21 protein-coding genes are annotated in these 23,083 nt (G+C 44.6%); 6 read left to right on the forward strand and 15 right to left on the reverse strand.

Going from position 1 to position 23,083, the window contains the following annotated elements; genetic code table 11:
- Positions 1-406 precede the first annotated feature (406 nt).
- A complete protein-coding gene (locus MJ761_RS00155; protein WP_093090907.1) occupies positions 407-826 on the reverse strand; it encodes a DoxX family protein in 420 nt (139 codons plus the stop codon).
- Between the two features lie 112 nt (positions 827-938).
- Between MJ761_RS00155 and MJ761_RS00160 the strand changes: the two genes are divergently transcribed.
- A complete protein-coding gene (locus MJ761_RS00160; protein WP_093090909.1) occupies positions 939-1,796 on the forward strand; it encodes a LysR family transcriptional regulator in 858 nt (285 codons plus the stop codon).
- A 32-nt stretch (positions 1,797-1,828) separates the two neighbouring features.
- Positions 1,829-3,097 carry a glycerate kinase type-2 family protein gene (locus MJ761_RS00165; protein WP_093090911.1) on the forward strand — a complete coding sequence of 423 codons (1,269 nt, stop codon included), beginning with the start codon at positions 1,829-1,831 and terminating at the stop codon, positions 3,095-3,097.
- 1,096 nt (positions 3,098-4,193) lie between these two features.
- Here MJ761_RS00165 and MJ761_RS00170 read toward each other — a convergent pair.
- The 12 genes from MJ761_RS00170 to pcnB form a co-directional block, all read right to left on the reverse strand.
- A complete protein-coding gene (locus MJ761_RS00170) occupies positions 4,194-4,670 on the reverse strand; it encodes a GNAT family N-acetyltransferase (RefSeq protein ID WP_176715034.1) in 477 nt (158 codons plus the stop codon).
- A gap of 10 nt (positions 4,671-4,680) precedes the next feature.
- Entirely contained in the window at positions 4,681-5,346 is a 666-nt protein-coding gene (locus tag MJ761_RS00175) for a histidinol-phosphatase (RefSeq protein ID WP_093090915.1), read from the reverse strand.
- Positions 5,343-6,011 (reverse strand): DnaA regulatory inactivator Hda, encoded by a 669-nt coding sequence (gene hda, locus MJ761_RS00180; protein WP_093090917.1) that lies wholly within the window; start codon positions 6,009-6,011, stop codon positions 5,343-5,345. Before hda ends, MJ761_RS00175 begins: the two co-directional genes overlap by 4 nt.
- A 146-nt stretch (positions 6,012-6,157) precedes the next feature.
- Positions 6,158-8,851, reverse strand: coding sequence for a bifunctional [glutamate--ammonia ligase]-adenylyl-L-tyrosine phosphorylase/[glutamate--ammonia-ligase] adenylyltransferase (gene glnE, locus MJ761_RS00185; protein ID WP_093090919.1), 2,694 nt, complete (start codon positions 8,849-8,851; stop codon positions 6,158-6,160).
- 208 nt (positions 8,852-9,059) lie between these two features.
- Positions 9,060-9,539: an FKBP-type peptidyl-prolyl cis-trans isomerase gene (locus MJ761_RS00190; RefSeq protein WP_037490558.1), complete on the reverse strand. Its 480-nt coding sequence runs from the start codon at positions 9,537-9,539 to the stop codon at positions 9,060-9,062.
- A gap of 96 nt (positions 9,540-9,635) precedes the next feature.
- Positions 9,636-11,636 (reverse strand): DNA helicase Rep, encoded by a 2,001-nt coding sequence (rep, locus tag MJ761_RS00195; protein ID WP_093090921.1) that lies wholly within the window; start codon positions 11,634-11,636, stop codon positions 9,636-9,638.
- Positions 11,637-11,724: 88 nt separating this feature from the next.
- Positions 11,725-12,384 carry a uracil-DNA glycosylase gene (ung, locus tag MJ761_RS00200; RefSeq protein ID WP_093090923.1) on the reverse strand — a complete coding sequence of 220 codons (660 nt, stop codon included), beginning with the start codon at positions 12,382-12,384 and terminating at the stop codon, positions 11,725-11,727.
- Positions 12,385-12,471: 87 nt separating this feature from the next.
- On the reverse strand, positions 12,472-13,296 hold the full coding sequence (gene thiD, locus MJ761_RS00205) for a bifunctional hydroxymethylpyrimidine kinase/phosphomethylpyrimidine kinase (protein WP_093090925.1): 825 nt from the start codon (positions 13,294-13,296) through the stop codon (positions 12,472-12,474).
- A gap of 172 nt (positions 13,297-13,468) precedes the next feature.
- Positions 13,469-14,260 (reverse strand): 3-methyl-2-oxobutanoate hydroxymethyltransferase, encoded by a 792-nt coding sequence (gene panB / locus MJ761_RS00210; protein ID WP_093091306.1) that lies wholly within the window; start codon positions 14,258-14,260, stop codon positions 13,469-13,471.
- 588 nt (positions 14,261-14,848) lie between these two features.
- The gene (locus tag MJ761_RS00215; protein WP_093090927.1) at positions 14,849-15,481 is read right to left on the reverse strand and encodes a deoxynucleoside kinase; all 633 of its coding nucleotides are present in this window, start codon (positions 15,479-15,481) and stop codon (positions 14,849-14,851) included.
- Positions 15,482-15,492: 11 nt separating this feature from the next.
- The gene (gene folK / locus MJ761_RS00220; protein ID WP_093090929.1) at positions 15,493-15,999 is read right to left on the reverse strand and encodes a 2-amino-4-hydroxy-6-hydroxymethyldihydropteridine diphosphokinase; all 507 of its coding nucleotides are present in this window, start codon (positions 15,997-15,999) and stop codon (positions 15,493-15,495) included.
- Complete coding sequence (pcnB, locus tag MJ761_RS00225) at positions 15,996-17,330, reverse strand: polynucleotide adenylyltransferase PcnB (RefSeq protein ID WP_093090931.1); 1,335 nt, start codon at positions 17,328-17,330, stop codon at positions 15,996-15,998. Before pcnB ends, folK begins: the two co-directional genes overlap by 4 nt.
- 206 nt (positions 17,331-17,536) lie before the next feature.
- Here pcnB and MJ761_RS00230 point away from each other — a divergent pair, with 206 nt between their 5' ends.
- The 4 genes from MJ761_RS00230 to purE are packed head-to-tail and all read left to right on the forward strand — an operon-like array spanning position 17,537 to position 19,647.
- The gene (locus MJ761_RS00230) at positions 17,537-17,722 is read left to right on the forward strand and encodes a DUF3460 family protein (protein ID WP_093091308.1); all 186 of its coding nucleotides are present in this window, start codon (positions 17,537-17,539) and stop codon (positions 17,720-17,722) included.
- A 17-nt stretch (positions 17,723-17,739) separates the two neighbouring features.
- Complete coding sequence (locus tag MJ761_RS00235) at positions 17,740-18,408, forward strand: O-methyltransferase (protein WP_093090932.1); 669 nt, start codon at positions 17,740-17,742, stop codon at positions 18,406-18,408.
- A gap of 30 nt (positions 18,409-18,438) precedes the next feature.
- Positions 18,439-19,110, forward strand: a complete 672-nt coding sequence (locus MJ761_RS00240; protein ID WP_093090934.1) for a tetratricopeptide repeat protein — start codon at positions 18,439-18,441, stop codon at positions 19,108-19,110.
- A 24-nt stretch (positions 19,111-19,134) separates the two neighbouring features.
- Positions 19,135-19,647 (forward strand): 5-(carboxyamino)imidazole ribonucleotide mutase, encoded by a 513-nt coding sequence (gene purE / locus MJ761_RS00245; protein WP_093090936.1) that lies wholly within the window; start codon positions 19,135-19,137, stop codon positions 19,645-19,647.
- A gap of 645 nt (positions 19,648-20,292) precedes the next feature.
- On the opposite strand, the gene MJ761_RS00250 is transcribed toward purE, so the two are convergent.
- Both MJ761_RS00250 and MJ761_RS00255 read right to left on the reverse strand, forming a co-directional pair.
- The gene (locus MJ761_RS00250; RefSeq protein ID WP_176715035.1) at positions 20,293-20,640 is read right to left on the reverse strand and encodes an Imm51 family immunity protein; all 348 of its coding nucleotides are present in this window, start codon (positions 20,638-20,640) and stop codon (positions 20,293-20,295) included.
- Positions 20,641-21,313: 673 nt separating this feature from the next.
- Positions 21,314-22,978 (reverse strand): AMP-binding protein, encoded by a 1,665-nt coding sequence (locus tag MJ761_RS00255; RefSeq protein WP_093090938.1) that lies wholly within the window; start codon positions 22,976-22,978, stop codon positions 21,314-21,316.
- Positions 22,979-23,083: the final 105 nt, after the last annotated feature.

Below are 23,083 nucleotides of genomic sequence, written 5' to 3' on the forward strand. Positions count from 1 at the left end.
AAGAGCACTAAATACACAAAAATAATCTAATCGCATATGCATTCGTTTTTTATCCCTATCAACTTTTTAATCTAAGATTAAAACCAAAATTAATTTATTATCTAAAAAACATCAATATAACCTAAAGAATTACATCCAACCAAAGCATTCTCATGTACAATAGATAATAGAATCAGCATAAATTTAAAATTATTTTAATTTTATCAATATCAAATCACAATACTGGTAAACACAGCGTAATTACCCATCATTAATACCAGACAGTTTTCCAAGCTGGCACAACTTCATCAGCATTGCGCATATCTGGCTGATATTGCCGTCCCAAAGCCCAGTTCCAGCAGGAATGTCATCGACATACCTGCTCCTATATACACCAGAAAATCAATTACTGACACTAATCAAAAAATTATTTTCGCCAGTTATCCACCGCCAAACGACCACCACCTGCCACAGACAGATACAGGAAAATAAAGCAGTACAATACCGCCATCTCACCCTTATTCAATTGTGGCATAAGCAAAGTATGCATACCGGCAGACGGCATATGAATAAACAGGTATGCCACAGCCATCTGTCCGCATAAAATAAAAGCTGTAGGCCGCACAAACAGACCAAGTAGCAATAAAACACCACCCATTAACTCCAACACACCTGCCGCGCCCATCATCGAGAATAACGGCACTGCGCCATGTCCGTCAGTCATCGATAGCGGCCATTGCCAGAATTTCGCCGTGGCATGCTGGATATACAAAAATGCCGTAACCAGCCGTAATACACCTAAAGCATAGCCAGCACCCTCAGTATGAATTTTTTGCGTATGAATCATGGTAATTCCTTCTCTTTGTCCATAAAAAAGAAAACGAACGCAAGTGTATTGAATTTACCACTGAGAAACGATATCATTTTTATAGAATAATTATTTCCTGTAAAGAAACTGAATGGACACCTTACAAAGTATGTGGGTTTTCCGTAATATAGTAGAATTAGGCAGCTTTACCAGAGCGGCTGAATTCATGGATATTTCCACAGCAATGGCCAGCAAGCACCTGCATCATCTGGAAAAAAGCATACAGGCGAAACTGCTCAACCGCTCCAGCCGCCGCATCAGCCTTACCGAAGCCGGACAAGAATACTATCATCGTTGTGTAGAAGCGCTTGATACACTTTCCGAAGCCAAACACATGGCTCAGGCTGGTACAGTTAAGCCACAGGGTTTGCTTAAAATTACCGCTCCCAACTGGTGTGCCTCACGCCATTTCGGCGAACTGATTGCTGAATACCGGCAACAATATCCAAATGTGACCCTGTCCGTCTATCTCGACAGCCAGCGTACGGATTTAGTGGCCGAAGGAATCGATCTGGCTTTGCGTGTTACCAATAATCCTGAACCAAACCTGATTGTCAAACCCATTACCAAAATTAATTTTTTATGGGTAGCCAGCCCGCAATATCTGCACCAGCACGGTATACCGCATACCTTGGCCGATTTGAAACAGCACTATGGCCTGTTACCACAGTATGTCCATCTTGACTTACCTCTTATCCCTGCTTGTACCAGCAACAGCGCCCTGCTATTACACCAGATGGCACTCAACCATATGGGACTGGCCTACCTGCCTGAGTGGATGATAAAAGAAGATATCGAACAACAGCGCTTACAGACTATCAGTCATATTGCCCATCGGGAAAGCCCTACTCTGTATGCCGCCTATATGAACCGTGAATTTCTCAGTGCCAAAGTACGCAGCTTTATCGACTTTCTGGCCATGAAATTTGCAACAGACCGAACCGGCTAAAACTCAGTTAAACAGCCAAAGGAGAAAACCACATGCTTAACCACGCCAATGCCATCAGCTTTTTACAGCAACTGTTTCACTACACCATCCAAGAAGCCAGCCCGATTAATAAAATGAACGCATGGCTGCCAGCACAAAAACCACATGGACGGGTAATTGTCGTGGGCGCAGGCAAAGCAGCAGCAGCCATGGCTGCCGAATGGGAAAGAATCTGGCCACAGGATTATCCACCCCTATCCGGCGTGGTTGTTACCCGTTACGGCCATAGTGTCCCAACAAAGCAAATCCAAGTACTGGAAGCCAGCCATCCCCTGCCGGATTCTGCCGGACAGGCAGCCGCTCAGGCCTTACTCAATGCTGTAAGCGGGTTAAATGCAGATGATCAGGTATATTATCTGGTATCAGGCGGAGCATCAGCCCTGACCACCCTGCCGGTAGCGGGCATTACACTGACCGACAAACAAAACATCAACCGTCAGCTGCTCAGCCACGGTGTTCCCATAGAAGCCATGAATACCCTGCGCAAACATCTGTCGCGCATTAAGGGCGGCCGGCTGGCAGAAGCAGCTGCGCCAGCACACATCACCACACTGGCCATATCCGATGTAGTCGGCGACGATATCAGCACCATCGGTTCCGGTGCCGCAGTAGCTGATCCAACCACACTGGCCGACATAGAAAGTATCGTAAACCAGTATCAGCTCAACCTGCCCGCCAGTGTCGCCACCTATCTGCACACAGCCGCAGCAGAAACACCTAAAAAACTCCCCAATAGCAGCGCACATATCATCATTACCCCGCATCAGGCCTTCAGCGCCGCGCAAAATTGGGCACAAAATCAAAACATCGATGTACTTTATCTGGGCGACCGTATTGGTGGTGAAGCACGGGAAGTTGCTCAGGTCATGGCCGGAATTGCCCTGTTTCAGCGTCATCAGCGCCAGACCGGCAAGCCACTGCTAATTCTTAGTGGCGGTGAAACCACCGTTACCTTGAATCAGCAACAGGGACGCGGCGGCCGTAACAGCGAATTTCTGCTGGCACTGGCTATTGCCTTAAATGGTGCTGATAACATCTATGCTCTTGCTGCTGATACCGACGGCATTGATGGCAGTGAAGACAACGCCGGCGCATGGCTTACCCCAGACAGCCTGCTCAAAGCACAACAAAACGGATTATGCGCCGCCACCATGCTCCAGCAACACCGTGCTTACGACTTTTTTGCCACGACAGAACAGCTACTGCTAACCACGCCCACCCGCACCAATATCAACGATTTTCGTGCCATACTGGTGCTATAACAACAATTAAATTACCCTAAAATTAACCCTGTTCAGGCTAGTGTATGAATATTACAAATAAACAATTTAGCATTTGTTGAATTTTTTCTGATACAGAATTAATATTAATTAAATGAAATTCACTGACGAAATGCCGTAATAATTATTGAAAAAATAATTTCCCTATTTATATCATTTCTTCTAACTGCATATGTACCAAAGTTACTTTTCATCATCATAGTTTGCCATGTTATTGTTAGAATAGCCTTATAATGTGAGCTTGAAATATTTGTTAGAAAAATGAGATAAACTGGCTAGATAATGCAGTTAAGCCCCATATATGTATATGGGAAACACTCAAAAAAAGTCAAATAACACCAACAACATTTAATACAGATCCAGTTGCTAAAAACTTATACTTTCAAAGTAAAAAAGCAGAAGAAAAAAATATAAATCTGGGTACTCCTGTTTATCTGATTAGCTAGTAAAGAATAATCAACACCAATACGCAATATCCCTAATTAGAAATTAAATTTATTAACACAACCAGCTATATTAAAATATAATTGATAACCTGATAGAAATTTACATAGTCTGTTTGTACTACAGATCAATTTTTTGTCATAACCACCTACTATTAAATTCTAGTAGTGGCTTTTTATAATCTTATTTTGTCTTTTATTTTTAAAATTAGAATCGCAATTATATTTATTCCATGTTGGTTGATATTTTTGGTTGTGGGGATTTCAAAATTTTTTAATCTGGCGCAGTCGCCAAAATTTACAGACGGCATGGCTAATCCTTTGCTCAATGTACAGATACAGATAGTGAACAAACTATTAATTACAAATTATAATCCCATTGATATAAATATAATAAATTGATCAGAAATGCTGAATTTCTCTGGCAGTTTAAATACACTGACAGGAATATGGTGCTACTGTATAGCCGAAATCAGCCAACAGGCACATGCTATCAACCCACATCATGCAAAAAACATAAAATAATAATGCTTTGAGTCTAAAAAGCAGCCAGCGTATCCGCTGACAGATACACTGGCTTTTTTTGCCACATACAGGCATGATACGCAACTGTATACGCCGTTATATTCCGAATTTTACAGAATAAGCTCCATCTGGATATTCACTCTGCTAAATGTGGGGGAATGGCCAGTGATTTCTTTAAAGCCAGCTTTCTGATACAGATGAATGGCCGGTTTCAGGCTGGTATGGCTTTCTATATACAGCTTTTTTGCTCCCAATTCTCGCGCTTTAGCTATCATATCCTCTATTAATTGTGTACCAATGTGTTTGCCTTGAGTTTCTGGTGCTACAGCCAGTTTGGCCAGTTCAAAATCGTAGGGGTTACCATCCAGTTTTACCAGCGCACATACACCTACGGGCTTTCCATTATCCAGTGCAACCCGTATGTAACCACCCTTTTCAATAATGGCCTGTCTGGGATTATCCAGTAGCTGATAATCGCTGTCTTCCATTTCAAAGTATTTGGCTATCCATGCTGCATTTAAATCCCGAAAAGCTGCATGATAGCGGTCGCTATAATCGACAATCTGCATTTTTTCTGTTGCGCTCATGCTGTATCCTTTACATGAAATTGAGTATCGGCCAGCCGTGGAGATGCGCATATTGCGCCAGTTTCTCATCAGGATTAACGGCTACCGGATCAGTTACCACTTCCAGCAGAGGCAGATCGTTGTGTGAATCACTATAGAAATAAACTTTAGCAAAATCGCTTAGTTGCTGCCCGCGCTGTGCCAGCCATTGATGCAGACGGGTAACTTTGCCCTCTTTAAAACTAGGCGTACCGATATAGCGGCCAGTGTAATTACCTGCCGCATCCGTTTCCAACTGTACACCGATAATATTCTGAATACCAAATGTTTTCGCAATCGGAGCGATAATAAATTCATTGGTGGCAGATAACAGTAACATTTCATCGCCGGCTTCACGATGTCCCCGTATCAGCAATTTTGCCATAGTAGAAATATGCGGCACAATAAAATCACGCATGTATTCAGCATGCATCTCATCCAGCTCATCCCGGCTGAAACGTGCCAGAGGAGCGAGCTGAAATTGTAGAAATTCATCTATATCCAGACAGCCATTGAGGTAATCCTGATAGAATTTGTGGTTTTTCATATCAACAAAGGCTTTGTCTACCAACCCTTTTTGCAGCAGATATTTCGGCCATTCATTATCCGAATCACAGTTAATCAGAGTATGGTCAAGGTCAAAAATAGCCAGATTCATGCATGCTCCTGTTGTTTGAGTAGCTGGCGCAATAATGTGAGGGTGATGCGCCTTCCCTGCGCCAGTGAATAATCATTTAAGGTATTGAGCATCAGCAGCAGGCTATCCAGATCGCGTCGCCAGTGAGCAAGCAGGTAGCGGATAACTTCGGCATCTACAGGTATCTGCCGTGCATGTGCCATGCCTACCAGTGCATTGAATTTTTCTTCATCGCTTAATGGCTTGATTTCGTACACCAGACAAAAGGCCATGCGCGTACGTAAATCTTCACGAATCATAAGCTGCTGAGGCGGAATAGCTGAGCTCAGAAGTAAATTACCGTGGCGGCTGTTACGAAAATGGTTGAAGAGAGAAAACAGTTGCTGCTGCTCGGTGGCACTGAGCAATTCAATCTGGTCTACGGCCACGCAGTCAAGGTCAAACAACCAGTAGCCAAGCCCCTCTCTGGTGGCATCAACATATTCAGCTTTCAGCCCGCGCGATTGTGCCTGTGCCACCCATGCTTTGAGTAAGTGGCTTTTACCGCTGCCGGCCTCGCCCCAGACAAAGATAAACGGGTCGGCCTGTTGTTGTAGCACATAAATCAGTTCTGCATTGGTATGGCCAAGAAATTTATCAAATCCGGGATAGCTGCGATCATCAAAGTCAAATATCAGTTGGTTCACTACGATAGACCAGTTTGAAAAGGTAGTGTGGTCTTTGATTGTACGCTGTCTACTTTGTTTATTTCAAGCAGTACAATGGAGTAATTGTGCTGAGGAATAAGGATTTTATTTCTGCTGGTATGGTTTGAGCAGCTTTCTGGACGTAATCATTCGGCCGGTGCGGCTGCAAACACTTGCGTCCATAGCTGCTTCACTACCTGATAATGTGCCAGTAAAGTAGCGTCTACAGGGGGCGTGACAGCATCGCGCAGGCGGGTATTATGTTGCTGCTGACGATAATAGCGGTAGGCAATGCGACTGCTTTCTGCCAGCCTGCTGTCTACCAGCCCTAGTTCGGCTGCAATACTGAGCAGAGCGATATTGCCGTAATTCTGTAATAATTGCGGATACTGATGTGCGTAGGCCAGTATCAGATACTGCACGATGAACTCAACATCCACGACACCGCCGCGAGCATATTTCACATTGCTGTTTACGGGAGGATGAGTAGGAAACATTTTTTCACGCATGGCAATGATTTCGGCGCGTAACTCATCTATATTACGCTGGCGGCACAAAATTTCATTCCGCACAGCATCAAAGCGTGTACCCACACTGCTGTCTCCACCGATAAAACGTGCACGGGTTAAGGCCTGATGCTCCCATATCCATGCATTTTCACGTTGATAGCGTTCAAATGCCTGTATATGGGTAACAGTAAAACCTGAATCGCCGTTCGGGCGCAGGCGTAAATCAATATCGTAGAGCATGCCGGCACCAGTGGGGACGGTAAGCCAGCTAGTCAACCGACGTGCCAGACGGGTATAGATATCGATAGCATCCGGATGGTCATCGGCAAAAATATAAACCAGATCCAGATCAGAAGTATAGCCCAGTTCTTTGCCACCCAGTTTACCATAGCCAATCACGGCAAAATGAGGAGTATCGGTGTGCCGGCGCGGCAATTGCGCCCACACTCTTGCCAATGCGGTTTGAATGATTAAATCGGCCAGAGCAGAAAGCTGGTCAGATAATGCTTCCACAGTCCACAAACCGGCCAAATCCTGCACGGCCAGACGAAAAGTCCACGCATGCTGAAACCGGCGCAGCACATCCATTTGTGTTTCAACATCCCCATGACAGTCATCAAGTAAACGTACCAGCTCCTGTGCATGTGCTGTCCAGTCGGTATCTATACGCATTAATTCATTGCTGAGCAGTTCATCCAGCAATACCGGATGCTGTTGTAAATAGGTAGCCACCCAGCTACTCTGGCTCATCAGCCCGGCCAGCTTTTCCAGTGCTTCCGGGCGCTCATGCATAAAAGCCAGATAGGAGCTGCGCCGTCCTATGGCTTCGAGAAAATCCAGTAAGCGGGTTAAAGTGGTGTCGGGCTGGGGATATTTGGCTGCCACACTAAGCACGGCTGGTATCATTTCATCAAAACGCTGTTGCGCTGCGGGTGATAGCTGTCGGTACTGGCTACTATGATGTAACTGTCGCAGACGTGGCAATACATTTTTAGCATCAAATCCATACGTTGCCAGCAGGGCTGTTTTTTCTTCGCAGTCACCTTCATCCTGCCATACGCGTACCATATCCGGATTTTGTGGCTTGGCTTTATCGTCTGGATCAATAAATATGGCATTAAAAATCTGGTTTACGGCCTCTCTATGCAGATTCAGTGCAGCCAGATAATCAGCATAATTGGCATAATCCATACTCTGTGCCAGCATTTGCTGTTGTTCAGCACCAGTGGGCAGCATCTGAGTTTGCTGGTCATCCCAGTATTGCAACCGGTGCTCGGTATCACGCAGAAAATGGTATGCCTGCAACAATGTATCTACATTATCCCGTTGCAGCATACCCTGCTGTAGCAGTGTATGCAGCGTTTCCTGTGTACCTTTCAGTTGCAGACTGCGTACTTGCCCGCCACGTATCAACTGGAAAATCTGTGCGACAAATTCCACTTCACGGATGCCCCCAGCGCCAAGTTTGATGTTATCGGCCATGCCCTTACGGGTAACTTCTCGCTGAATCTGCTGATGCAGGCTGCGCATGGCATCGTAGGCATTAAAATCCAGATATTTACGATACACAAACGGTCGTACCAGTGCCGCTATATTATTCGGGTGATCCGTAATCAGGCGCGCTTTTGTCCATGCATAACGCTCCCATTCCCGCCCGTGCTGGATCAGATACTGTTCCAGTGCCGTTTCATTAATCACCAGTGCGCCGGCATCACCATCTGGACGCAAACGCATATCAACGCGGAAAACCTGCCCATCGCCAGTAATATCATTTAACAGAGCGATGATTTTCTGACCAACTTTGGTAAAAAACTCCTGATTACTCTTTTGCCGTTTGCCATTGGTGTCGCCGGCTTCGGGAAAAACGAAAATCAAATCAATATCAGAAGAAACATTCAGCTCATAACCACCCATTTTGCCCATACCCACGACACTGAGTCGCTGAGGTGTAGCACTATGGTAGCCAATTGGTTCGCCATACAGGTCTGCATAGTATGCATGCGCATACTGTTCGGCGACATTGATGGCAAAATCAGCCAGATGGGTAATGGTGGTGGTGACCTCAGCCAAATCACTCACGCGCGCCAAATCACGCGCCATGATATGTGCCATCACATAACGGCGCAGCAGACGTAACTGCCGTGCCAGTTCGGCTTCATTTTCACTGACCTGTAATTGCGCCCAATCAGCAAAACTATAAAAATCTTCTGACTTTAGAGGTCGTTGCAGCCATGAATAAAGTCTGTCTGTATCAAGCAGATGATTATCCAGTAAACGACTTAGAAACAGTGAATATGGGCGGGCAGTGGCGAGAATTTGTGCGGGAGTCATGATGCCATCAATAAGAAAATTAATGCATGGTTATATCATACCGTCTGTCTCTGGTACTGTGAACTGGCAGCCAAAATACAATCATTTTCTGTCTGTCTGCACAACACAGCCAATGCCAGTTAACAGATAACAATAAAGGGAATATTCAGCTCTGAGCAAATATTCCCTTTATGTCTGCGTTATAGCCACAAAACGGCTATATCAGTAATCAGTGATGATGGTCGTGCGCACCATGTGCATGACCATGTTCCAGCTCTTCAGCCGTAGCCGGACGAATATCTTTCACTGTGGCGATAAAGCGAATACGCTGGCCAGCCAATGGATGATTACCGTCCACCACTGCTTTACCATCAGCCACATCAGTAATGCGGTATACCATTACCTCACCAGTTTCCGGGTCATCAGCTTCAAACATCATGCCCACTTCCACTTCAACCGGAAAAACATCCAGCGGCTCAATGCGAATCAGGTCTTCTTCCTGTTCACCAAATGCATCATCCGGTGCCAGTGTAACATCGACTACATCGCCTACTTCTTTGTCATGTAATTGCTCTTCCACCAGTGGAAAAATACCGTCATAACCGCCATGCAAATAGCTAATCGGTTCTTCAGTTTTGTCTATCAGCTGGTTATCAGCATTAAACATTTCATAATCCAGCATCACAACAGAGTTTTTGGCGATTTTCATAACATTTTTCCATAATAAACTGCACAGGCAGCAAACAGTGACTAGTTTAACATGGAATTGACAACACCACATGCCACAGCAGTAAGCTAAGCACCGTCAGGATTGCAGACTATCCAGCCGTGCCATCATACTGGCCAGAATACTTTTTCCTTCTGACTGACTGACAATAGGTTCACTGCCCTTGCGTCCAAGTAAACGAATGTCTTCAGCCGGCATCTCATCAATAAAACGGCTGGGTTCATGAAACTCCCATGAGCCGGCACGTTTGCGTTTATGGCAATGGGTCAGGGTGAGGGTTTGCCGTGCCCGGGTAATACCCACATACATCAGTCGGCGTTCCTCATCAATATTGCCTTCTTCTACACTATCGGCATGAGGAAAAACACCTTCTTCACAACCCACCAGAAATACATGAGGGTATTCCAGTCCTTTAGAAGCATGCAGTGTTGACATGCTTACCATATCCGCATCTTCATCTTCTTTGCCCTCCAGCAATGTCATCAGAGCAATCGTCTGGGCTATTTCAAGGATATTTTTGCCGTCTTCTTCACCTTTTTTGCCTATCCAGCCAAGTAAATCCCGAACATTGCACCACTTGATTTCTCCTGCGCGCCCTTCTTCGGTATTGAGCAGATGCGCCTCATAAGCGATATCAGCCAGCAGATTATGCAGCAGACTACCGGCAGCTTCTGTGCTGGCTCGTGCCTGATAATCAGACAGCATGGCCATAAACTGCAGTAAAGGTTCGCGGCTTTTTGGCGACAGTTCTACCATTGCCTCCATACTGCGTGCCGCTTCAAACAGACTGCATTGTGCCACCTTGGCATAATTATTCAGTTTGGCCAGCGTGGTCTCGCCCACCCCTCGCCGCGGTGTTGTCACCGCGCGTAAAAATGCCGGATCATCATCGGGATTGGCCAGCAAACGCACATAGGCAAGCACATCCTTGATTTCGGCCTTATCAAAAAAACTCTGTCCGCCGGAAAGCCGGTATGGGATGCGCCGGCTGCGCAAGGCCTCTTCAAATACCCTTGCCTGATGATTACCACGGTACAGAATGGCAAAATCCCGGTAACGCACCGCATCGCCACCAACCAGCTTCTGATGGGCAATCCGGCTGACTACCAAATCAGCTTCATGGGTTTCATTTTTACAGGCAATCACATCAATCATGTCACCAAGACCATATTCACTCCACAAGGTTTTAGCAAACAGCTTGGGATTATGCGCAATAACCTGATTGGCAACACGCAATATGCGTGCTGTAGAACGGTAGTTCTGCTCCAGCTTAATAATTTTCAAATCCGGATAATCCTGCTGTAACAGCCGCAGGTTTTCCATATTGGCGCCACGCCACGCATAGATACTCTGATCATCATCACCTACTGCCGTGAACTTACCCTCTGCACCGGTAAGCAGACGCATTAAGGCATACTGGCAGGTATTGGTATCCTGACATTCATCGACCAGTAAATAACGCAAACGTAATTGCCATTTATAGCGAATATCTGCGTCTGTTTGTAGCAGCTCTACCGGTATACGAATTAAATCATCAAAATCCACAGCCTGATAACTGGTTAGAGTATCCTGATAGGAAGCGTATAACTGCCCGATCTGATGCGTCCAAGGGTCTTCTGCCTGTCGAATAACTGCTTCAGGTGTGAGCAGACTGTTTTTCCACAGTGAAATCTGGTGTTGCGCTTTGAATACCATTTCCCGGCCACTACTGCCCAGTAACTCGCTGATAATTTTGCCGGCGTCGGCACTATCCAGAATGGAAAACTGTTTCTTATATCCGGCCGCAGCTGCCTCTTCGCGCAGAAAGCGCATACCCAGTGAATGAAAGGTACATATAGTCAAACCTCGAGTTTGCGGTTTGCGCAGTAAATGCCCCACCCGTTCCTGCATTTCCCGTGCTGCTTTATTGGTGAAAGTGATGGCTGCAATCTGCTGTGGCGGATAATTTGCCTGAGTAATCAGGTAGGCAATTTTTTCAGTTATGACGCGCGTTTTGCCACTACCCGCACCAGCCAGCACTAATAGCGGCCCGGCAAGATAATGAATCGCTTCGTGTTGTTGCGGGTTTAGATTTAACATGGTTTTAATGATGCTTTCCAGCAAGGCAGAACAAGGTTATTTACCTGAAAAGCGTAGCTGCCATATGCTGGCCGGTAAACAGCATGCTTTATAGCTGCCAGTCAATCGGGCTCATACCGTGCTCTTGCAAGTATGCATTGGCTTTGGAAAAGTGTTTGCAGCCAAAAAAGCCCCGATAAGCCGATAAAGGCGATGGATGTGGCGCCGATAACACCAGATGCTTGTGCCGATCAATCATGGCACCCTTTTTCTGAGCATGACTGCCCCACAGCATAAATACAATATGCTCACGTTGAGCATTCAGTACTGCAATTACTTGGTCGGTAAAAGTTTCCCAGCCTAGCTCAGCATGTGAATGAGCCTGTCCCGCACGTACAGTTAAAACAGTATTGAGTAACAATACACCCTGTTCTGCCCAATACTGCAAATAGCCATGCTGTGGAATCTGAAAACCGGGGATATCATCCGCCAGCTCTTTATAGATATTCACTAATGAAGGTGGAATGGCAATACCCTGCCGTACAGAAAAAGATAAACCATGTGCCTGCTGCGGACCATGATAAGGATCCTGCCCAAGAATCACCACCTTAACCTGAGCAAATTCAGTTGCCTTAAATGCGTTGAACACATCCTGAGCAGGCGGATAGATTATCTTACCGGCTAACCTTTCCGCTCGTACTACCTCAAGAATACGCTGAAAATACGGTTGCTGTTTCTCTGCACCAATTGCCTGATGCCATGTCTGCATTAGCACTCCCCCTGTCTGAATAAGGACAATTCCTGCCTTACCCCGATTAGTTGTCAAGTAGCCAATTTTAACATACAGATGAAACCATTAATCACGTTTTATGCGCCAGAAATGGGCTAACGGACCATAACCATGACCAAGATGCCAGTGCTGGCCTGCATCAATCGCACCATGCACATAGCTTTTGGCTGCTGCCACCGCATTAACCAGATTCTCATGCTTGGGACGTAAAGCAGCTATTGCAGCGGAAAGAGTGCAGCCAGTACCATGTGTATGAGAAGTTTTAATTCGTAAACTTTTGAAACATACCGGTTCGCAGCCTACTTCCAGCAGCCAGTCAGTTGCCTCTTCAGAATCATTACGGTGTCCTCCCTTTACCAGTACGGCCTGACACCCTTCATCCAGCAATATCTGCCCTTGTTCCAGCATTTCCTGATCACTGGTGGCAATCGGCCTATGCGTTAATGTAGACAGTTCAAACAGATTGGGGGTAAGAACATCCGCCAGTGGCATTAGCCGTTGCTTCAGCGCCTGTACAGTATTCTCTATTGACAACGCAGAACCAGATGTGGCCACCATCACCGGATCCAATACAGTAAAAGGCAGATGATACTGCTGTAAGACTTCCGCCACAGTATGGATACTCTCAACATCGGCGAGCATACCGATTTTAACCGCATCAATCCGAATATCCGACATCACCGCGGCACATTGTGCCTCAATCATATTCGGAGGGACAACCATCACCTGCTGTACACCAAAAGTATTTTGCGCAGTAATGGCCGTAATGACACTGGTACCATATGCACCAAGCGCAGCAAAAGTTTTTAAATCCGCCTGAATACCAGCACCACCACTGGAATCAGAACCGGCAATAGTCATTGCACGGGGGTAAGGCTTGGCCAGTGCCATAGGTATCTCTCTAAATATTTCTATTAGTCAACGGATTAACTTATATATACTTTCTGCAAAAAAAACAAGTTTATGCAAATATCCGCATACTATCTAATCTGCCCGTTTGTAAAGACAAAGACGGGCAAACAGATAATTATTTCAAACAGAAACACAATCTTAACTAAAATAATCAGTCAGTAAAACTGTGCTCCATACCCGGAAACACTTTTGCCTTTACTTGATTTACATAAGTGCTGATTGCAGCCTGAATAGTGTCATTTCCCTGCATAAAGTTTTTAACAAATTTGGCTGTTTTACCCGGATAAATACCCAGCATATCGTGCATTACCAGTACCTGCCCATCACAATCCACACCAGCACCAATACCGATAGTAGGACAGCTTACTGTAGCAGTAACCTGCGCGGCCAGCTGTACTGGTACACATTCCATCAGCACCATATCCGCCCCTGCCTGAGCATGTGCCTGAGCATCTGCCAGCAATTGTGCCGCGGCCTCACCACGACCCTGTACCTTATAGCCGCCCAGCGTATGCACAGATTGCGGAGTAAGCCCAATATGCGCACAAACCGGAATACCGCGCTGCTGCAAAAACTGCGTGGTTTCTGCTATCCAAGCGCCACCTTCAAGTTTAACCATGTGTGCACCAGCCACCATCAGGCGCACCGCTGCTGCAAAAGCCTGTTCCTTACTTTGCTGGTAGGCACCAAATGGCAAATCGGCCACAATCAGCGCCTGCTGATTGCCACGCGCCACCGCAGCCGTGTGGTAACAAATATCCTCTACACTAACCGGAATGGTAGAAGTTTGCCCTTGTACCGCCATGCCAAGCGAGTCACCAATCAGCAGCACATCAACACCTGCATCACTCATCAGGCGGGCAAAACTGGCATCATAACAGGTAAGCATAGCAATTTTTTCGCCAGCCGCTTTCATTTTTCTTAAAGTATGAATAGTATGCATACAGCTAAATCCGTTAATTATGTTCATTGGAAAGATACTGCTGGCAGCTACTGCTTATTTGTCTATCGTCAAAATATCAACAAAAGACATCGGTATCAGTTAAAGCAAATAGCATCCAGCCTGTATTAATGACCTGCAAAATACCACAGACGCCCGCTCTACCAGAGCAGATTAACAAATATTTTGCTCGCGACTATCCATCCCTTAGCTCAAGAGATCATTGCTAACAATTAATTTAATTTGCGCACAAATATCAGATTTGACAACTGATACCGACAGCACTGTATGACCTCCCGAATCCCTCCTCCGTATTATTAACTGCTGAATTTGCAGCTAAAAGCCCACTATAGTGCAAGCCAACATATAAAAACTGTACTTTCCGGGAGAAAAGTACAGTTAACAGCGCTATCAGCTGAAAAATATTTCCGCTAATTTCTAAATAAGCAGAATAGAATCATTGATATTTATTTACTTATATTAAAAAAAGCATAGCCAATTAAAATAGCAAATTCACAACAGCCTCATTCTGCAAATGCACAACAAGCCGCAGATATTAACGGCATCTTTATCAGATGCCTCATAATATAACTACTCACTCAGATTCAAATAGTTGCGACTACCCTGCATATTAGCAATAGTATTTAACAACAGTTCAAAATGATCGTCATTACCAAGAAAATCCAGCTCATTGGTATTAGCAATTAACAGAGGAGCATGCTGGTATAAATGAAAGAAACGGCGATATTCTGCATGAATCTGTTGTAGATAGCCCGCAGGAAACAGATTCATTAACCCATCACCCCGTTGATGCAGACGCCTGTCCAGCAAATCATCATCTGCTTCCAGATAAATCACCAGATCGGGTACCGGAAATTTCGGCATCACTTTCTGCTTGACTTGCCAGTACAGAGTCTGCTCATCTTCGCGCAAAATAACCGGCACGTATATCTGGTCTTTTTCCAGCAGAAAATCAGCAATTATCCGTGAACGGCGCTCATCTTCAGCATAAATTACATTGATTGCTTCGCAACGACGTATCAGAAAATGCATCTCGGTGGCCAAACCATGATTAGTGGCATTGAGATAAAATTTTTCCAGAAACGGGTTGCTTTCCGGTATTTCCGACAGTAGTAAGGCATCAAAATACTGCGCCAGACGACGGCTTAAAGCTGATTTACCACTGCCTATAGAGCCTTCTACGACAATGTAGCGATAATCCATATTTTCCCTGCCTAGTCCTGACCATCAGTAATAATCGTCACCGCATCCGGCTGTGCTTTCAATAATTTCGCAGCCAGAGTTGAAGCACTGCCATGTGTACCAATCACATAATACGGAGCAATGGCAGCCAGCGGAGCCATCACAAAGGCACGCTCATGTGCACGCGGATGAGGCAGAACCAAATCAGTATCATTAAAAATCTGATGATGGTAATCAATCAGATCCAAATCAATAACTCGCGGACCATTGGGAACATCGCGTACCCGACCCAACTGCTCTTCCAGCTTTAACAAAGCGCTTAACAATTCAGGAGCACTCAGCGTGGTATGGACCAATACCACTGCATTGACAAAATCAGGCTGGTCAGTCAGCCCTACCGGCTTAGTCTTATAAAGTGGTGAAATTGCCTTAACGCGAACACCTGCAAGCTGATTTAAAGCCGCCATGGCTGCCTCAACCTGCTGGCGCGGATTTTTTAGATTTGCCCCTAAAGCAATAACCGCTGTCATTGTATTCATAATTCCTCCTGCTTGGATTGCTTATTTCGTCTGTTACGATATCGTTTTTGTCTTGTTGAAGTTTTTTCCATCTGCATGGCCGCACAGATTAACTGTTCCCGCTCTGCATCTGAACCATGCTGAAAAGTCTGCCACCATTGAACGGTTTCCTGCGGCAATTCGCCTAGTGTTGCACGCAGACACATAAAATCAAAAGCAGCGCGAAAACGTGGCTGACCAAGTAAACGGTAAGGCCGTGCCCCGCGCATATTTTCAAACTGAGGCTGTAAAGACCAGATTTCACGCATAGTAACACTATACCGCTGCGGCACACCCCAACGTTTATCCACATATTGTCGTTCCGAAGCGATGGCCGCATTCATAGCCGCATTGGTACGCATGCCAGCGGCCTGTTCGCGCTGCCATGCATCTCTGATATGAGGCCATAACACAGCAGCCAGTACAAAGCCCATCGAAACTGATTTATCTGCCCGCAGACGTTCATCCGTATTATGCAGAGCCAATGCGACAATATTATCATCACTTTCACCACCCGGCATCAGTGCATCAAGTAATGGGTGAGTATTTTTCAGCCCAAGAACAGCCATTTGACGCAGACATGCCTGAGCATTGCCACTAAACAGAATCTTCAGTACTTCATCAAATAGCCGGGCAGGTGGTTCGCGTTGTAGTAATTGCGCACATTCGGCAATCGGCTTAGATGTATGCTTATCGACAGAAAAACCAAGTTTGCCTGATAGTCGTGCTGCACGCAACATCCGTACCGGGTCTTCCTGATAGCGCTCCAGTGGATTACCAATCATTACCAGACGGCGGTTACGGATATCTTCTATTCCATGATGAAAATCCAGAATAACCTGACGCTGGGGATCATAGTACAGTGCATTAGCAGTAAAATCGCGACGCATTGCATCCTGCTCAAGAGTACCGAAACTGGCATCTTTCATAATCCGGCCGAGCTCATTGTGGCTATTGACCACACCACCCCGGAAAGTTGTTACCTCAATCGTTTCCGGACCAACCATAACATGTACAATCGGAAAACGCCGGCCAATAATGCGACTGCGCCTGAACAGCTTGCGTACCTGCTCAGGCGTGGCATTAGTCGCCACATCAAAATCTTTAGGTGTCACACCTAGCAACAAATCACGCACAGCACCGCCCACCACATAGGCCTGATATCCTTCTTTCTGCAAGCGCGTAATAACTTTTTCCGCAGCAAAACTAAGCTCATCTGCCTGAATATTGTGTTGAGCCAAGGGTATTTCCCGTTTTCTGCCACCACGAATACTCTTTCGCGGCAAAACCCTATGTAACCAATTTGTTAGCATAAATAATACAATAATTTATGAAAAAATACTCGCGTGCCGCAGCAAACACGACCAATAAAACGGCATAGTATAACCTAATCTGCTCATATCTTATCATTCCCCGCTGCCAAAACTGGTGCAATAAGGCCAGTATCTACACCAGTAGGCGCTAATTTGTATATAATATTACACTCGTTTCTGAATAACATATGCAAGAACAAACCAAAATGTACAATTATCAGTCTGACACTACCCGATTCCTGAATGAATTTATGGCAAAACACCCCGAAGAAGCCCAAACTCAGCTAAAACATCGCGGCATGTTATGGGATGTCCAGCTCAACCCAGAAGATGAAGCAAATTTTGCTGCTGCCAAACTGCCGAAAAAAGGCTATACCTATCTGACAGAATAATCGCTGGCTGGTCTGTTATGAGTCAACACACCTGTCTGAGTACGCCCGCATTAGCGCAATATCTGGCCGGAATTAATCCTGTAGAAGAACCCTTGCTGGCACAGCTGCGTGCAGAAACCACACAACACCGCAAGGGTGCCATGAGCATGGCACAGGAGCAGATAAAATTACTGGTGTGGCTGGCCAAGCTGATTCAGGCACGTCATTATCTCGAAATCGGCGTTTTTACCGGTTACAGCAGTACCGCCATGGCGCTGGCGCTGCCTGATGACGGACACATTACAGCCTGTGACATTAACGTTACCTATACCGATATTGCTCGCCGCTATTGGCAACTGGCTAAAGTCAGCCACAAAATACAGTTACACCTGCAACCGGCGCTAATCACACTGGATAAACTAATCGCCACTAATCAGACCAATCATTACGACATCGCCCTAATAGATGCAGACAAAACACCTACTCCCTATTATTTTGAACGTTGCCTGCAATTGGTTCGCCCCGGTGGCATTATCGCCATAGATAATGTATTGCTGCATGGCCGTGTTGCTCAGACAGCCACTGGCAGTGAATCTGAAAGTGTTCACATCATGCGTCAGTTTAACGCTGGGCTAATTCACGATCAGCGCATCCGTCCATTAACCATACCGCTGGGTGATGGTCTGACACTTATTCAGAAAAAATGATCATAATCACCCAGAGGAGCAAAACGCCACATGCCACTTTCAAACTATCGTCATTTCTGTCTGGTACTGATCACTATTTTAACCACCAGCGCATGTAGCAGCACTATGCCTGCTACCTCCGGCACAACCATTACCCCTACCTCAGACGATCCAGCGCCAGAAATTACCCAGACTGCGAACCAGCTCAGCCAGATTCAGGCACAACTGACCAGTCTACAAACTCAGATTAACGGGTTGCAAAATCAGATTAACGATGTTCGCCAGCAACAGGCCACCTTGTCGCGCTATATGAATGTACGTACACCCAGCAGTAAAGTTAATTCAGCCAAAACACCAGCCACCAGCGACAATATCAGCGAAGCACGCCGTTTATATAATGCAGGGCTTTATGCACAAAGTATCCGGCTACTTAAAAATGCTGATAGTGGTGGCAATGGCAATACACTGGCACGGGAGCGTATGTGGTTACTCCTGCAAAACCATGCCCGATTAAATAACTGCGAATCAGCTATCAATATTGGCAAACGTTTCGTTAACCTGTTCCCGCAGTCTAGCCAAAGCCCTAATGCCCTGTATCTAGTGGCACAATGTCAGGCACATTTACAACAGCAGGATATTGCCCGTACCACTTATCAGCGCATTATCAGCAGTTATCCCAATAGTAGTGCAGCCAACAAAGCCAGACATCAGTTAAAAAAATAACCCGTTTATCAGTAAAGGTATAACATGAGCACGCCACTAATCGGCATCATTATGGGTAGTAACAGCGATTATCCAGTAATGCAACAAGCTGAACAATTTCTGCAACAATTCAGCATTCCATATGAAATACGCGTTGTTTCCGCCCATCGTACTCCGGATTTAATGTTTGAATATGCCGAAAATGCACGTGCACGCGGCCTGAAAGCAATTATTGCCGGCGCCGGAGGCGCAGCTCACCTGCCAGGCATGGTTGCTGCCAAAACCACTGTTCCAGTACTGGGTGTACCTGTTCCGAGCAAATATCTCCGTGGTGAAGATTCATTATTGTCTATTGTACAAATGCCTAAAGGAGTACCTGTAGCCACATTCGCTATTGGTGAAGCCGGTGCTGCCAACGCGGCTCTGTTTGCCATTTCCCTTCTGGCCAATGACAACCCCGAGCTGGCGCAGAAACTGGCTGATTTCCGTGAAAACCAGAAGCAAAGCGTACTGGCCATGAATTTACCCAGCCAGCCTGATTGCCATACTTTCTTGTAGCCATCTTCTGAATAACAGTCCATGCCGAACTGAATTATCCTATTGCTGCTCCTATGGCATTTTATTCAGATAAAAACCTGTATAGTAATGCGTTGTCACAACACATACTCATTACCTGTTCGGATTAATTATCACATCACTACTTGTTTGCCACTCAATTGCCGAACTTTAGTGTTGAATCAATACATCTAATAAAATACAGAAGTATTAAATGTTTAAATTAACTAAAAGAATATTCATATTAATCAAATTGCAACCGATAAAATTCAAGCAATAAAAAGTATTGCTTGATTGACACAAATTTAATAGAAGATGGCTAGCGTGAAGAGATACAACAATGTGAGCAACAAGCAGCAAGTTATTTGGATAATAAAATCGCAATAATCGCTACAACCATATCCCGTCATTTAATTTAAAAACTGGCGTACAAATATTTTACTTTTCTCAAGGTACTGTTTGAAGTAAGAATGATAAACTGGCTTATATTCTAATCGACCCCGCCAAAACTTTTATGTATATAACAATGGCAATTACGAATTATCAAAATTTCAAATTTTTTAATTAATAATTGTTTTATTAAATCAGACAATAAGACCAAAAGAGCCCTTTCGAGCGTTTTATTCCCAGTAATTTGAAAAATGGTAGTTAATCTAGTTCTATTTTGGAAAATAAGTCTTGTATTAGAAAATTATTTTCACAGGCATTTTTAAAACCAATAATGAACTTTTCCAATGCATCTTTATCTGATGAATATGCGCAAAACATTTCTGCTTCGGAGTCAAACTTAATGGCGTTCTTCAAATTAGGCAATTTTTCTTTTAAGAACCTTGTTGCTAAAGCTGTCCAGTCATATCCATTACCTTCAAAACCCTCTTCCTTTCTGGTTTGAAATAATTCATTTCTGTATGTACCTGCATTCAAACATACAGATACGTTTTCGCCATTTTCCACCCAGAAAAAAGGCTGAATTGATTTCTTAAATTCATTACTCATATCCATTGAAAACCTCAATTTCATCACACAATGTATTTTATGTGTCTGCTCTTTTAACCATACCCATCTTTTGCATTTCTTGTTTCAAAGACGGTTAGAAAGTATAAAGGATTACTGCTAATACAGTAAATATTTCTTTCTTTATAAAAATATACGGAAATGACTCCATTCCCATAAAAATCTAAAATGCATAATTTCTAAATATAATGACCCGTTTCCATCTAATCAATTCCGAGGGATTCTGGTATTAATACTAAGCCTTGGTATTTACAGATTAGCCATATTGAGCATATAAATATTAAAATTAGCTATCGTTACTAGGTAGTAAACTAATTACATAATTACTTATTTTCATTTTCACTTATTACCTGTTGATAGACAAATGAGCATTATTGAATTTCAATACATTTGCTTACTCTATATTTTCATTAACTGAAATTATAATCCAGATACGAACAGAATTTAATTCTAGTTAAATATCACAAATTTAACTCACACTGGCGCAGATTATATAAATCAACAGCACATTATTTTTTATCCATAATTTATAGCAGAGTTATTACCATCTCATGCAAATAAAATAAACCAGTATTCCTCCCGCAGATATTATAAAGATACGGAACAAAAACGGTTACTGCATAATGGCAGTAACCGTTTTTCTGTACCTGAAAAGTTATTTGCTGGTGCGTAAGTCCTTGCGCAGAATCTTGCCTACCGCAGATTTAGGCAATTCAGGGCAGAATTCAATATCTTTTGGCACTTTATAACCAGTCAGATTCTGGCGACAATAAGCAATAATCTGTTCACGTGTCAGATTGGGATCGCGTTTAACCACAAATAATTTAATCGCCTCACCACTTTTCTCATTGGGTATACCAATACAGGCTACTTCCAATACTTCGGGCATAGCGGCTACTATTTCTTCCACCTCATTCGGATAGACATTGAAACCTGATACCAATATCATGTCTTTCTTGCGGTCAACCAGACGCACATAGCCTTTGGCATCAATTTCAGCCATATCACCCGTAGCCACAAAGCCACGGCTATCCAGTACTTTAGCGGTTTCCTCCGGCCGGTTCCAGTAGCCTTTCATCACCTGCGGCCCCTGCACCCATAACTCACCCACTTCACCAATACCCAGCACCTTACCGTTATCATCACGGATTTCAATATCCGTATTCGATACTGGCAAACCTGCCGTACCTGTATATTCAGGATTATTTAAGGGATTAGCACACACGCCCGGGCTGGCTTCAGTCAGACCATAGGCATCGATAATTGGTACACCAGTAATAGCTTTCCACTCCTGCGCCACTATTTTCTGAGTAGCCATCCCGCCGCCCAGAACCAATTTCCATGATGCAAAGTCAATTGTTTTAAATTCCTCATTATGAATCAATGCATTAAACAGTGTATTGACTCCGCTCATTACCGTTACCCGATTCTTCTTCAATACTTTAACCAAAGCATTGATATCACGCGGATTGGTAATCAGAATATTCTTGGAGCCGGTATTGGCAAAAATCATAATATTCACAGTGAGTGAAAAAATATGATACAGCGGCAATGGCGTTACCACCACTTCCTCGCCCGGCGTCAGATTGGCCTTAATCCACTCCGATGCCTGCTGCATATTGGCCACAATATTGCCATGTGTCAGCATTGCCCCCTTGGAAACACCAGTTGTGCCGCCGGTATACTGCAATAATGCCAAATCTTCCAGTTCCAATGGTACTGGGGTAAAACGCTGCTTTTTCCCCAGCGCCAATGCCTGAGCAAAAGTAATCGACTGAGGAAGATGAAAAGGCTTCACCATTTTTTTAACTTTGCGCAGCATGAAATTCACCACGCTGCCCTTTAGCCAGCCAAGCATCTCGCCCATACTGGCCACAATTACCTGTTTAACTGCTGTTTGTGCCAATACTTCAGCCACTGTATGGGCAAAATTTTCCAGCACGATAATGGCAGTAGCACCTGAATCAATCAGTTGATGAGCCAACTCACGCGGCGTATACAGCGGGTTGACATTCACCACAACACCACCCGCCTGCAATACACCAAATACGGTAATCGGATATTGCAACACATTCGGCATCATAATTGCTACCCGTTCACCTTTTTGCAGCTTGAGTATATTCTGCAAATAAGAAGTAAACTGATTCACATAAGTAGCAGTTTGCGTATAAGTAAGTGTTGTACCCATATTGGAAAAACTTGGCTGCGGACCAAACTTCTTTACACTGGAGTGCAGCACGTCAATAATCGACGAATACGCACGCACATCCACCTCTGCCCGCACCCCTTCCTGATAACTATTTAACCAGATTTTTTCCATTATCTTTTATCCTTCTGCAACAATACGTCTGATTTAAAAGGAAGTAAGGAAATTTCAGTCAAAACCAACTTTAAAGAAAACATCAAATCAGAACTTCAGCATTAT

Origin of the sequence: Snodgrassella communis (genome assembly GCF_914768045.1) — a bacterium.
GTDB lineage: Bacteria > Pseudomonadota > Gammaproteobacteria > Burkholderiales > Neisseriaceae > Snodgrassella > Snodgrassella communis.